This window comes from Paenibacillus sp. FSL K6-1096, assembly GCF_037977055.1.
Lineage (GTDB): Bacteria > Bacillota > Bacilli > Paenibacillales > Paenibacillaceae > Paenibacillus_AQ.
In genome coordinates, this window is record NZ_CP150274.1 from 4,131,814 (window position 1) to 4,144,284 (window position 12,471).

The following is a 12,471-nucleotide window of genomic DNA, read 5'->3' on the forward strand; positions in this document are numbered from 1 at the left end:
ACTATGCTTTTGGCTGTTTTTAATTGCACGAAATACAGCTATGGGTGGAATGGTTAGCCCGACTGTATTTTATACAACAGATGTCCCCTGAATCCGCAGCAGACTCGAACCTGTTGTATTCTGTACAGTAGAAGTCTGCGAAAGTGGTGTTTTTGGGCAAATAAACAAAAATCTGCTGTACGATATACAGCAGATTGGAATATTACCTGGATGATTGCCGAATCTATTGCAGGAAATACAATCAGGCAGAGTGATGCCGCTACAGACTACAGGTGGTGCCAAGTCAAGAACGCCTTGCAGATACGCGTAGCAAAGGCAAAGGGCGTAACCGTTCCAGCTAAGTAACGAACGCGAGGAGCCACCGAACAGCCCTCTTAGCTCCGGCTCTTCTCCTGCTCCTCGCGCATCCAGCGCGAGAGCTGGCGCTTGAGCTGGAGGAACTCCGGCGTATCGGCGATCTCTTCGCGGCGCGGGCGCGGGAACGGCACCTCCACCGTGTGGAGGACCGAGCCGGGACGCCCGGAGAACACGTAGATGCGGCTGGAGAGCAGCAGCGCCTCTTCAATATTGTGGGTGATGAACAGCACCGAGCGGCGGTTCTCCTCCCACAGCTCCAGCAGCCAGCGCTGCATCTGCTCGCGGGTCAGCGCGTCCAGCGCGCTGAACGGCTCATCGAGCAGCATCAGCTCCTGCGGCGCGAGCATCGCCCGCAGGAAGGCGGCGCGCTGCTGCATCCCGCCGGACAGCATGTGCGGGTAGGCCCGCTCGAAGCCGCCGAGGCCGGCCTTCGCCAGCCAGTGGCGCGCGGCCTTGCGCAGCTCCGGCGGCGCCGAGCCGCCTTCCAGCTCCGCACCGAGCAGGACGTTGTCCTCTATGCTCCGCCACGGGAACAGCGCGGGCTGCTGCGGCATATAGCTGATCCGGCCGCGCTGCCCGGTCACCGCGAGCCCGTTCATGCTCACGGTTCCGGCATCCGGCAGCGTAAGGCCGCCGATGATGTGGAACAGCGTGCTTTTGCCGCAGCCGGACGGGCCGACAATGGAGACGAATTCCTGCGGCTCCACGGTCAGGGACACCTGATCCAGCACCTGCGTCTCCCGGCGGCGGTGCTTGAACGACTTGCTGATGCCGCTGACTTCAAGTGCAGGCGGCAAGCTCCCTCTATACAGGCGTGCGTCGCCGTCCGCCTTCTCCAGTTCAATCCTCGTAAGCTCAGACACTCCGGTCCGCCTCCATTCTTGTGGGTTATGCTTCCTTGCGCGGCTTCCAGCGCACCAGCCACCGCTCCAGCAGGGCAATCAGTGCGAACAGCACCAGACTCAGCAGTACGATGATGACGATCCCTACGAACATCCGGTCCGCACGGTAGGAGGCCTTCTGCAGCAGCAGATAGTAGCCGATACCCTTGTCGGCGCCGATCCACTCGGCAACCACCGCGCCCATGACGGCGTAGGTGGCCGAGATTTTGAGGCCAGAGAACAGGGAGGGCAGCGAGCCCGGCAGCTCCAGCTTGGTGAAGATCTGCCACTTGCCCGCCCCGGCCATCTTCATATAATTCATCATCACCCGGTCACTTTGAGCCAGCCCGCCCATGGCTGCAACAGCCACCGGGAAGAAGCAGACGAGGGTGATCAGGATGATCTTGGGCAGCAGGCCAAAGCCGAACCAGATAATCAGCAGCGGGGCCAGCGCAAGGGAAGGCACGTTCTGGCTGAGAATCAGCAGCGGATAGATTGCCCGCTTCAGCCAGGGCAGCAGATGCAGCAGCAGGGCCGTAAGCAGGCCGATGCCGGTGCCGACCGGGAAGCCGATCAGGGTCAGCCGCAGGGTGGCGGCGGTATGCTCCCAGATTCCGGCGGCGTTGTTCCTGGACTCACGCGCGATATCCGCAGGGCTGGGCAACTGGTACGCCGGGATGTCGAACAGTATGACCGAGAGCTGCCAGATCCCCACAAAAAAGAGGACCGCCACAACGGGCGGCCACACTAGCTTCCAGGTGCCTCTCACGGCCGGTATTTCTCCGTCAGCTTATCCATGCTGATGCCGCCCGGATTGTGGGCGATCTTGATCTGCGAGATCACACTTGGGCTGCCGGAAGCGATCAGCGCTTCATGCATCTCACGGACAATCTCCAGCAGCTCGGGCAGCTCGCCTTCCATCGTGGTCTCCAGCGGGTTCACCTGATGCTTCACGCCCGACTTCTGAATGACCTCGATGGCCGTGTCTACGTAAGGGATAGAATCCTCGTTGTTCGGGGTCTTCGGAATTACCTGAATGCTCAGCAGTGTGTTAGCCATGATGAATCATTCCTCTCAGTATAAGAATAAGATTCCCGTTATACGGGTCATTATTGCTCCGGCAAAAATTCATTCGTAAACGTGCTCTCCGCATCCAGCGGCTTATCCAGCAGCTTCAGGCCATACATCCAGTCGGCATAATTCTTCCAGATTTCGAGCTTCTGCTCTCCCCAGCGCGGGGCATCGTCTTTATATTTCGGGCTGAGCCATTTCTGGCTGGCCAGCACCAGCTTAGGGTCCAGATCCGGTACAGCATCGGACAAGACTGTTGCGGCTTCCTCCGGGTTGTCGATAGCGTACTGATAGCCCTTGGATGTAGCCTTAAGGAAGGCCTTGACTACCTCAGGATGCTCGGCGATCTCCTTCTCGCTGGTCGTCAGTACCGGAGTGTAGTAATCCAGCTGCGGCGCGTAATCCTTCAGGTACAGCATATCCAGCGGCTCGCCGCGCAGCTCGGCCTCTACCCCGGTCCAGGCGTAGAAGATCCAGGCGAAATCAATATCGCGCTTCACCGCTGTGAAAAAGTCAGCCTCGCCGATATTCACCAGCTTCACCTTGGACACATCCCCGCCTTCAGGGTCCATGATTGCCTTCATGGCTGCCTCTTCCGCAGGCGAGCCCCAGCCGCCGTAGGTTTTGCCCTCGAAGTCCTTCGGCGTCTTGATGTTGCGGTCCTTCGGAGCCGCGAAGCCGGAGGTGTTATGCTGAATGATCGCAGCAATCGACACCAGCGGCACATCCTGCAGCCGGGCCAGGGTGAGCGCCTCCTGGGCGCTGATGCCGAACTGGGCTTCGCCCGAGGTCACCATCGTGTCCGCTCCGGCCGCGCCCGGCTGGACAATCTCCACGTCCAGGCCCTCCTCCGCGTAATAGCCCAGCTCCTTCGCTGCATACAGGCCCGTATGGTTCGTGTTCGGCGTCCAGTCCAGGGCGATCTTGACCGGGGTGAGCGCCTTGGGCGCATCGGTCGCCGCCGCGCTGGCTTCAGGGGCGGCCGTGCTGTTCCCGGCGGCAGGCGCGCTGGCTCCGGCATTCCCGCTGTTGTTCCCGCCTCCGCAGCCCGCTACGGTAAGCAGCAGGATGGAGCTGAGCAGTAGTGTGACTGTTTTTTTGACTCCCATTTCTCTTCTCTCTCCTTCCAGCAATCCCTGTTCTGCCAACATTCAGTATAACCAATACCACCAAGTGGAAACGGCTTGCCGTCCTAGAAGGACGGATCTGTTTCAGCGCGAAATATAAGGATAAGTTATCGTGTGGAACATATAAATTCTTATATTTCAAAAAAGCGTCCCGGAGACCGGGACGCCTGTACTTGCGTGAGGGGATTCAACTCCAGGCTGTTACAGCGCTGTGCTGATTCAACATTCCTACGCTGGCATTATCCAGATCAGGTATAAGGGTCAGTATCTTATGGGATACACTCTCAGCCGGCCAATTCCAGCCCCCCTGGTTCTTATGAAGTTCACGGGTATTGCTATGTTCTTACGGTGTATTATAGACGGCAGCCCCGCGGTTGTCCATAGCAGCCTGCCTAATCCTTCGCATAATGCCGCTTCTTGCGGCGGCTCTTGATGGTGACCCAAGCCTCTCTCAGCGTCAGGAACAGGCTGACTGCGATGCCCGAGAAGGTCAGGAAGAGCGCCAGGTACTCGAAGGGGGAGTACTCCAGCATTACGCTCCAGTCGATGTTGCCCTTCAGATCCTCGATCACCTGGTTCATGCCATAGATGCCGCTGACCACGGTGAAGACCGTTAACACCATCAGCAGCGTATCGCGGCGCTTGGCCTGGAATTTGTCCTGATACTGGAACAGGTCGTTCAGCGTCATTTTCACCTCATCGAACAGGGCATCGTTGCCGTACACCTTGCGCAATTGATAGAAAATCTCCCGCCCCTGCGATTGCGTAATCAGCTCCAGGAAATAGAACTTGGCCGAGAATTTATTGATCAGGAAAATCAGATTCTCGATCTCGTCGTTGTCGTGGTTGATGCGCAGCCGGGAGTGGAGATTGGCGAGCTTGAGCAGCACGATTTTGTGAAAAATATTCAGCAGCAGCCCGTAATAATACTCTCCGTACATCTGATTCACCAGTTGAGTGGCGATATCCGGCCTCGCGCGGCTCACACAGCAGAAGGTCTGCTCGTTGGTCATATAATAGGTGTCCGGTGCCCAGCGGCTGTACCCGTGGTTACGGGTATACTGCTTGATATAGTCAGGATTACTGGCGCTGATGTAAGGCCGGCCCTCCAGGTCCAGCCCATCCACCTGAGAGGCCCGGTAGAGCAGCTCAGTGCTGATCCCATCCTGCCCCTCGGGCAGATTCAGCCCATAGAAGGCCTGCACCAGCATCCGTTCATCCACGAAGAAGGGCAGAGTCTCGAAATAAGCGCCATTGGTCTCCGCCGGGTCCAGGAACGGCTCCAGTACAGTGACGAGATGCTTGAACACGAAATCCTCCACACGGTCAAATCTCTGCTTACTACAATGAATGAACGTATGCTCATCCTTATACGAGACATCCTCCAGCGTACGGAAGCGGTCAGCGAACTCCAGTGCGGTACTGATGGGCAGATCCTCTTCCTCGATAGCGACTCTAAGCGTCAGGAAGCCCAGCTCGAACGGGCAGAGGAACACATCGGTGGAGAGAATGCGGAAGCCGGCAGACTGGAAGGGCATTTCCAGACGGCAGGGCAGATTGTTCACCCGGGAAAAGCGGCGGAAGGAATCGTGGTCCTTCTCCCGCGGAAACAGCACATGGGCTGCGAACGGCAGGTAGCTGCGCTCCATTTTCTCATGGGACACGCAGTAGCCTTCCCCGTAATAGAGAGACTCCAGCTCCTTATTATCCAGGAAAAATCTGGTGAATCCATCCTCCTGAAGGCGGGCGGCCAGCTCCTGGTCCACTCCGGCCTTAATGGAGAAGGGGAAAATAAATTGCAGCAAAGCAGTATGCAGGGTCGGGTCGGCTTGCCCGGTCGTGTTGGCTTGCTCGGCTTGCTGTTCAACCATGCGCAGATGCCACATCCTTGTGTACAGAATTGAATCTTGTAAGCCTCAATTACCCGATTTACCGGATAGCTACGCTTCATTTTATGAGCAGCCTCCGGGATTCAGAATGAAGGGGACGGGTACACTATAATAGACACGAATCTGAAAGGAGCTTGATCGTCAATGGATAACAAAGAGCTGGAGAACAAAATTATACAGGCGCTGGATGACAACGCGTTCGGTTCCTTCGGCACGGTGGAGGCCGGCAACAAGCCCAAGGTACGCTACATGGCAGTCTTTCATGACGGACTTAATATTTATCTGGCGACCAGCCGGAAGACCCATAAGGTAGAGGAGCTTAAGGATAATCCGAATGCCTGTCTGCTGCTGGGTTATGAGCAGGGCGGGGGCAAGGATGTGCTGGAGATCGAAGCCACAGTCGCTGTAACCAAGGACGAGGGTCTGCGCTCCAAGGTGTGGAATCCTTCGCTGGAGCGGTGGTTCGAGGGACCGGATGACCCGGATTATGTCATTCTGGAGCTGTCCCCTTCACGGATTGAATATATGGGCAAGAATCACGAGCATGGCGTGTGGCAGGCCTAGTCTGCATACCAGGCAGCACTGGAGCAGCCTGAGCTTGTTCAAGGGACCATTCATGAATCTGTGTGTTCATGAATGGTCCCTTTGTGCAAATATAAGAATGTATATGTTTCACACCATAACTTATCCTTCTATTTCTCGCTGAAACGGAACCGACCTTTAAAAGGACGGTAAAGCCGTTTCCACTTGTGCCGCCGGATGATTGCGCGGGAGGAATCATGCTATAATTGGCTCAGGCTACAAGACATCTAGGGTGGAGGGAATGCCATGAACTGTGTTGACTGCGCTGACATCGACCCGATTGAGGATGAAGGGGAAGTCAGGCTCCGCGCCTGTCCCGAACCGCTCATGGCTGCAATCAGACATGCAGGCTATGAGATCTATGGGACAGGCAATATCCTTATCATTCCATACTGCCGCAAGGAAGAGCTGCTGAAGCTGATCGAGCTGCTGGGTACGGCTGAGCCCGTAGCGGGTGGCTTATCCCTGTGTATTAAGAGCAAGGGAGTAAGCCTCCGGCCGGACCGTTGGCTGACCCCTGAGCAGCTTATCCTCCAATTCTCCAATGAGCATCTGGTGTCTATTATCCGAAACCATGATTTCTGCAGCCATCTGCAGCCGATTGTCAATTTCCATGAAGAGATTGTCGGCTTTGAATTCCTGCTGCGTCCGCTGCCTCACGGCCATCATTTTCATCCCTACGAGCTGTTCGAGATTGCCCGGAGTACCGGGTTCCATTCCTTTCTGGACCGTGCGGCCCGGATCTCGGCGATTGAGACCAGTGCCAGACTGCTGCCCAAGGGCATCAAGCGGTTCATCAATTTCCTGCCCTCTTCTATTTATAATCCCAAGTATTGTCTAACTCATACCTTCGATGCCATCCGCAGGCTGAACCAGAACCCGGAGGATTACGTGTTTGAGGTGGTGGAGACAGAGCAGATTACGGATATGGCCCATCTGCTCGCCATCTTCGCCGAATACCGCAGTCAGGGGATGCAGGTGGCGCTGGATGATGTCGGTGCGGGCTATTCGACGCTTGAAGTGATGAGCAGCCTGCAGCCCGATTATGTCAAAATTGACCGTAAGCTGATCAGCTTCTGTGACCAGGACCCCGATAAGCAGCGCATCCTCGCAGAGATTATCTCCCGGGCCGGAGAGTTCGGGGCAAGGCTGCTGGCTGAGGGGATTGAACGCCGTGAGGAATATCTCTTCTGCCGCGGCCTCGGGATAGATCTGGGACAAGGCTATCTGTTCGGGAAGCCGGCGGACAGGCCGCCGGCCCGGTTCGGATTCACAGCCTGAAGCAGCAGGAGTTCTTCCCCGGATGGCGGCATCCGGGGATTTGTGATGTCATTACTTAAGACGAAAGGGCGGAAGTGAAGTGAGTGTAACGATACTTTACATAGAAGATGACCGGGAGATCGGCAGTGCGGTCTCGGCAGATCTGCGCGAGCGGGAATATGCGGTCCGCTGGCTGGAGAGCGGGGAAGGGGCGCTTGAAGCGGCAGAGGGCTGCCAGCTCGCGATTCTGGATGTGATGCTGCCGGGGCTGGACGGCTTCACGGTCGGCCAGCGGCTGAAGCGGGCCTACCCGGACCTGCCGGTCCTGATGCTCTCGGCGCGGACCTCAATTAACGACAAGCTCCAGGGGCTGGAATTCGCCGATGATTATCTGACCAAGCCGTTCCATCCTGACGAGCTGGCGGCCAGAATTGAGGTCCTGTTAAGGCGGAGTGCAACGGCAGCGGCTGCGCCCCTAAAGCTTAAGCATCTGATCGTTGAACCGGGCAGCAGCATCGTCAAGGAGGCGGCCAGCGGACGGGAGATCGTGCTTACGGGCAAGCAGTTCCAGATATTCTCCTATCTGCTCCGGCATCTGGGCCAGATTCTGACCAAGGAGCAGATCTATGAAGCAGTCTGGGGCGAGAGCTATATCGAGGGCGACAAGACGCTGATGGTGCATATCCGCTATCTGCGCGAGAAGCTGGAGCTTGATCCCGCAGCGCCGGAGATTATCGAGACGGTCCGGGGCATCGGCTACCGGGTGAGAGGATGAAGCGGGCGGGACGTTTCCAGCATCTGAGCCGTTCCCTGCTCTTCCGGTATTTGCTTATTCTTCTGGCTGCGCTGCTGTTTGTCCCTGTCATTCTTCCGCTGACGGTTACGCTGTACAGCTTGTTCAGCGGGCTTAGTCGTGAAGCTCCGCCGAAGGAATACGAGATATATTCCAGTGTCAAGAAGCTGGAAACGCTGTGGCATGAGGAAGCCGGGAGGCTTCTTGACCAGCCGCCTGAAGCGGTCTCGCAGCGCCTGCGGGTCTTAAGTGAAACGTATCATCTGGCCAGAATCTTCTGGGTGGATGAAGGGGGGCGGACGCAGCTGGTGACGGAGCCTTCAGGCCCTCTGCTGCTATCCGGAGGGGAGGCTGCCGCAGCCATCCCCGCCCGTTGGACCGCATCGCAGGCTGTAGCGTTCATGAAGAACAGTGCGGAGCTCAAACCGCTGGCGATTGTGGCATTCATCGGCGACCGGGCGGAAGCGGGCCAGGGCTTCATGGTGATGCAGATTCCTGAAGAGATTATCCAGATACGGAATTCGGCAGGCATCGATAAATGGTACACGATTGTGATGATGGTATTCCTGCTCACCTTCATGGTCAGCTCCTGGCTGTTCTTCATTATGATCCGCAAAAGGCTGCTGCGGCTGCAGACCGCTATGTCGTTCACCGGGGATGAGGGCCTGCCGCAGGCTGTGCCGCCGGGCAAGCCTGACGAGATCGGGCGCCTGGAGGAGGCGTTCAATACGATGGTCACGGAGCTTAAGGCCAGCCGGGCCAGAGAGGCGGAAGAGGAGGAGCTGCGCAGACGGCTGGTGGCCGATCTGTCGCATGACCTGCGGACTCCGCTGACCGTGATCCGCAGCCATCTGCATGTGCTGGGCAAGGAGGAGCTGTCGGAGCGCGGCCAGTCGTCACTTGAGCTGATGGATCAGCGGATCGAGAATCTCGGCACGCTGATTGAGAACCTTTTGTCCTATAATCTGCTGAACAGCGGGCGCATCACCCTGAACCTGGAGCGGAAGGATGTGCTGCGGCTGGTGCGGGAGAGCGCCGCCGCCTGGTATCCGGTCTGGGAGAAGGAAGGCTACCGTATCGAGATTGATCTGGAGGCGGCGCCGCTCTACTGGGAGGTGGACGAGAGCTGGTTCCGCAGGGTGCTGGATAATCTGTTCCAGAATATTCTGCGCCATGCTCGCAGCGGCCTGTACGTCGGGATCGGCACGGAGATCCGCGATGGCAGGCGGGTCATTATCATTTCGGATCACGGCGGCGGACTTGGACAGCCGTCCGGTTCCGCAGGTGCGGGGCTGGGCCTGTCCATTGTCGATCTGCTGGTGAAGCGTATGGAACTGGAATGGAGCATGGAGAACACGGGGCAGGGGACAGAGGTTATGATCTGGAAGCGGCCGGGCGGATGATTGTCAGCACTTGCCGGGTGCTTTTAAACAAAATTTAAACTTGGTGCTTCTCTGTATTTAACCTTGGGGCGTTATGCTGTTACCGAGGTGAACAGAGAATGAAGAATACAGTGATAGCAACCCGTGATCTGCTGAAGGAATACCGCGGCCGTGCGGCCGTGAAGGGCCTGAATCTGAATATACAGAAAGGGGAAATCTACGGGTTCCTCGGGCCGAACGGCGCGGGCAAAACCACAACGATCCGAATGCTGCTCGGTCTGATCCAGCCGACCTCCGGCCGCATCGAGATCTTCGGCAAGGAGCTGCGGGCCAACCGGATGGAGATTCTGCGCAAGGTTGGCTCGCTGGTAGAATCGCCGTCTTATTACGGGCATCTGAGTGCGTGGGACAACCTGGAGGCGATCCGCCGGATTCTGGGTGTGCCCAAGACGCGTATTGCCGAGGTGCTGGAGATTGTATCGCTTACCGGGGAGGAGAGGCGCCCGGTGAAGGGCTTCTCGCTTGGCATGAAGCAGCGGCTGGGCATCGCTGCCGCCCTGCTTGGCAGTCCTGAGCTGCTGATTCTGGATGAGCCGACCAATGGATTGGACCCGGCGGGCATTCAGGAGATCCGCTCGCTGATCAAGCGGCTGCCCGAGGAACAGGGCATTACGGTGCTGGTCTCCAGTCATCTCCTGAGCGAGATTGAACAGATGGCCGGGACGGTCGGCATTATCCGCGAGGGTCAGATGGTCTATCAGGATACGATTGCCAATCTGCAGCAGCAGGCAGCAGGCAGCCTGAGCCTGGCGGTGTCGGAGCCGCAGGCGGCGCTGAAGACCGCCGTGCGGCGCGGCTGCGGCGGCGAGCTGCAGGAAGGCAGGCTCATTCTGCCCCGGATGAGTGATGCCCGGGTATCGCTCCTGGTTAAGGAGCTGGTTGAAGACGGCCATGCGGTCTACAGAATTGAGGAACACAGGCAGTCCTTGGAGGAATTCTTCCTGCAGGTGGTCGGGGGTGGCGGACAATGATGTGGCGTGCGCTGTCGGCGGATTGGCTCAAGATCCGCGGCAAAGGCATCTGGTTCCTGGTCTTCCTCGGGCCGGTCGGCCTGATTGCCATGCAGGGGCTGAATTTCGGGCTCCGTTATGATTACCTTCGCGGTCAGTACCAGGCCGACCTGTGGGACGGTCTGCTCAGCAATATCGCTTCGTTCGTACCGATTGCCCTCTACCTTGGGGGAACACTGGTCTCTTCGCTGATTGCAAATGTGGAGCATCAGACCAGCGCCTGGAAGCAGCTTCTGGCGCTGCCTGTTCCGCGTACAGCCGTATTCATGGCTAAGCTGCTGCTCTGCCTGCTGCTGCTTGCCGTGTCCTGCCTGCTGCTGTCCGCCGGAACCATCGTGCTGGGGCTGCTGCTCGGCTTCGGTGTTCAGCCCATTCCTTATACCGATGTGCTGCGGATCGGCTTCGCTGCCTATGCTGCGGCCATGCCGGTGATTGCCCTGCAGCTCTGGCTGTCTCTGTCGAGCCGGAACCAGACGCTTCCGGTATCTGTGGGACTGACGTTGTCGCTGCTCAGTCCGTTCGGGCTGTTCTTCTCGGAGTGGGTTCCGCTCTCCTGGCCGGACCTGGCCTGGAGTGCTTCACGCCCTTGGCTGTTCAGCGGAGCCGGGCTGCTGCTGGGTCTCCTCGTGCTTTTTCCAGGAGCTCTGCACTTCGCGCGAAAGGATGTGGATTAACATGCGGACCTTCTTACGGATTGTGTCTGCCGAACATCTGAAGATGGCCGGTTTCCGGACCTGGGTGCTGATTCTGCTCAGCCCGCTGATCGCTCTGCCGATCGGTGCGCTGTCGGATATGAGTGAGGACGGGGCAGCGGTTACCTGGCAGGTGCTGCTTAACACGATGTCAGCCGTTCACGCCCTGCTGTTTCTGCCGGTGCTGTCAGGACTCTTCGCGGCTCTGATCTGCCGCAGTGAGCATAGCGACGGCGGCTGGAAGCAGCTCCTGGCGCTGCCGGTTACCCGGACCTCAGTCTTCTTGGCCAAATATGTGATGATTATGGTCCTGCTGGCTGTCGTTCAGCTCCTGCTGCTGGCCGCCATCCTGGGCATCGGATGGCTGCGCGGGGCGGAAGGGGGCGTTCCCTGGACGCTGCTGCTGAGCAGCATGTTCGGCGGCTGGTTCGCCTGCCTGCCGCTGGCTGCCTTGCAGCTCGCGGTCTCCCAGGGCTGGAGCAGCTTCGGCGCCCCGCTTGCGCTGAACGTCTGCTTCACCATACCGAATATGCTGATTGTCAATTCCTCCACCTACGGGCCTTATTATCCTTGGGCACAGCCGGTATTGGCCATGAATCCCTACGGGGAAGAGCAGTTCGGCGCCTTCAATCTGCCGCTGGAGACCTTGATGCTTGTCGTGGCCGGAAGTCTGGTGCTGTTCCTGGCTGCGGGGCTGATCTCCTTCCGGCGTAAAGCGGTGTAAATGTAACGCAGTTCCTCCTCCAATGGACAATGGGCGAAGTTTTTTCTATAATTAATCGTAGAAGATACTATTAAGCTCCCGGCGGAAGCCGGATTAGCATATGGAGGAGGGCGGGTGCATGGAGCCAGCGGCACTGGATGAATGCGACAATACATGCAATGGTTCCGAGCTGGAGCCGGAATCGGTGGCACTGATTCTGCCGGACCGCGCAACAACGGATAAGATGGCAGAGATGTTCAAGGCGCTCGGTGATCCGACCCGGGTACGGCTGATTTACGCGCTGTCCCAGCAGGAGCTGTGTGTGCATGATCTGTCGTCCATACTGGATATGGGGCAGTCGGCAGTCTCCCACCAGCTCCGCTACCTGCGTAATCTGCGGATTGTGAAGCGCCGTAAGGAAGGCAAGACGGTCTATTATTCGCTGAATGATGCCCATGTCGAGCAGATTTTTCTGCAGACCCATGAGCATATCCGGCACGAATAGCACGCCCGGAACGGAATAAGGGAATGTCCCGCAGCAGCCTATGGCTGCCGGGGACATTCCCTTATTTGTTGCTGGTGGAGCGGCCGCGAGGACCGTGGACCGGATATAATCGAAAAACCGGCTACATTGCGCCGGATGGTGGTGTGCGGGCGGCCCAAT

The 12,471-nt window shown here is 58.0% G+C and carries 13 protein-coding genes and 1 riboswitch; of the genes, 8 read left to right on the forward strand and 5 right to left on the reverse strand.

The window, feature by feature from the left end; all coding sequences use genetic code 11:
* Positions 1–374: 374 nt before the first annotated feature.
* The 5 genes from MHI24_RS18440 to MHI24_RS18460 form a co-directional block, all read right to left on the reverse strand.
* Positions 375–1,202, reverse strand: a complete 828-nt coding sequence (locus tag MHI24_RS18440) for an ABC transporter ATP-binding protein (RefSeq protein ID WP_340026724.1) — start codon at positions 1,200–1,202, stop codon at positions 375–377.
* 43 nt (positions 1,203–1,245) lie between these two features.
* Complete coding sequence (locus MHI24_RS18445; RefSeq protein WP_340020985.1) at positions 1,246–2,007, reverse strand: ABC transporter permease; 762 nt, start codon at positions 2,005–2,007, stop codon at positions 1,246–1,248.
* Complete coding sequence (locus MHI24_RS18450) at positions 2,004–2,297, reverse strand: MTH1187 family thiamine-binding protein (protein ID WP_340020987.1); 294 nt, start codon at positions 2,295–2,297, stop codon at positions 2,004–2,006. Before MHI24_RS18450 ends, MHI24_RS18445 begins: the two co-directional genes overlap by 4 nt.
* A gap of 50 nt (positions 2,298–2,347) precedes the next feature.
* Positions 2,348–3,418 (reverse strand): ABC transporter substrate-binding protein, encoded by a 1,071-nt coding sequence (locus tag MHI24_RS18455; protein WP_238650751.1) that lies wholly within the window; start codon positions 3,416–3,418, stop codon positions 2,348–2,350.
* A gap of 226 nt (positions 3,419–3,644) precedes the next feature.
* A riboswitch (TPP riboswitch) is annotated at positions 3,645–3,755 on the reverse strand.
* Positions 3,756–3,828: 73 nt separating this feature from the next.
* Entirely contained in the window at positions 3,829–5,307 is a 1,479-nt protein-coding gene (locus tag MHI24_RS18460) for a hypothetical protein (RefSeq protein ID WP_340020988.1), read from the reverse strand.
* 162 nt (positions 5,308–5,469) lie between these two features.
* On the opposite strand from MHI24_RS18460, the gene MHI24_RS18465 reads away from it, so the two are divergent.
* The 8 genes from MHI24_RS18465 (at position 5,470) to MHI24_RS18500 (ending at position 12,312) form a co-directional block, all read left to right on the forward strand.
* Positions 5,470–5,889: a pyridoxamine 5'-phosphate oxidase family protein gene (locus tag MHI24_RS18465; protein ID WP_340020989.1), complete on the forward strand. Its 420-nt coding sequence runs from the start codon at positions 5,470–5,472 to the stop codon at positions 5,887–5,889.
* A gap of 264 nt (positions 5,890–6,153) precedes the next feature.
* The gene (locus MHI24_RS18470; protein ID WP_340020990.1) at positions 6,154–7,188 is read left to right on the forward strand and encodes an EAL domain-containing protein; all 1,035 of its coding nucleotides are present in this window, start codon (positions 6,154–6,156) and stop codon (positions 7,186–7,188) included.
* A 79-nt stretch (positions 7,189–7,267) separates the two neighbouring features.
* Entirely contained in the window at positions 7,268–7,942 is a 675-nt protein-coding gene (locus MHI24_RS18475; protein WP_340020991.1) for a response regulator transcription factor, read from the forward strand.
* Complete coding sequence (locus MHI24_RS18480) at positions 7,939–9,363, forward strand: HAMP domain-containing sensor histidine kinase (RefSeq protein WP_340020992.1); 1,425 nt, start codon at positions 7,939–7,941, stop codon at positions 9,361–9,363. The genes MHI24_RS18475 and MHI24_RS18480 overlap by 4 nt, the downstream gene beginning before the upstream one ends.
* A gap of 98 nt (positions 9,364–9,461) precedes the next feature.
* The gene (locus MHI24_RS18485; RefSeq protein ID WP_340020993.1) at positions 9,462–10,373 is read left to right on the forward strand and encodes an ABC transporter ATP-binding protein; all 912 of its coding nucleotides are present in this window, start codon (positions 9,462–9,464) and stop codon (positions 10,371–10,373) included.
* Positions 10,370–11,086 (forward strand): ABC transporter permease, encoded by a 717-nt coding sequence (locus MHI24_RS18490; RefSeq protein ID WP_340020994.1) that lies wholly within the window; start codon positions 10,370–10,372, stop codon positions 11,084–11,086. Before MHI24_RS18485 ends, MHI24_RS18490 begins: the two co-directional genes overlap by 4 nt.
* 1 nt (position 11,087) lies before the next feature.
* Positions 11,088–11,828, forward strand: a complete 741-nt coding sequence (locus MHI24_RS18495; RefSeq protein WP_340020995.1) for an ABC transporter permease — start codon at positions 11,088–11,090, stop codon at positions 11,826–11,828.
* Positions 11,829–11,946: 118 nt separating this feature from the next.
* A complete protein-coding gene (locus tag MHI24_RS18500) occupies positions 11,947–12,312 on the forward strand; it encodes a metalloregulator ArsR/SmtB family transcription factor (RefSeq protein WP_340020996.1) in 366 nt (121 codons plus the stop codon).
* The last annotated feature ends 159 nt before the right edge of the window (positions 12,313–12,471 follow it).

Coding starts and splice junctions, on each gene's coding strand:
- MHI24_RS18450 (WP_340020987.1), bottom strand. CDS start 2,297: ATGGCTAACACACTGCTGAGCATTCAGGTAATTCCGAAGACCCCGAAC.
- MHI24_RS18455 (WP_238650751.1), bottom strand. CDS start 3,418: ATGGGAGTCAAAAAAACAGTCACACTACTGCTCAGCTCCATCCTGCTG.
- MHI24_RS18460 (WP_340020988.1), bottom strand. CDS start 5,307: ATGGTTGAACAGCAAGCCGAGCAAGCCAACACGACCGGGCAAGCCGAC.
- MHI24_RS18465 (WP_340020989.1), top strand. CDS start 5,470: ATGGATAACAAAGAGCTGGAGAACAAAATTATACAGGCGCTGGATGAC.
- MHI24_RS18470 (WP_340020990.1), top strand. CDS start 6,154: ATGAACTGTGTTGACTGCGCTGACATCGACCCGATTGAGGATGAAGGG.
- MHI24_RS18480 (WP_340020992.1), top strand. CDS start 7,939: ATGAAGCGGGCGGGACGTTTCCAGCATCTGAGCCGTTCCCTGCTCTTC.
- MHI24_RS18485 (WP_340020993.1), top strand. CDS start 9,462: ATGAAGAATACAGTGATAGCAACCCGTGATCTGCTGAAGGAATACCGC.
- MHI24_RS18490 (WP_340020994.1), top strand. CDS start 10,370: ATGATGTGGCGTGCGCTGTCGGCGGATTGGCTCAAGATCCGCGGCAAA.
- MHI24_RS18495 (WP_340020995.1), top strand. CDS start 11,088: ATGCGGACCTTCTTACGGATTGTGTCTGCCGAACATCTGAAGATGGCC.
- MHI24_RS18500 (WP_340020996.1), top strand. CDS start 11,947: ATGGAGCCAGCGGCACTGGATGAATGCGACAATACATGCAATGGTTCC.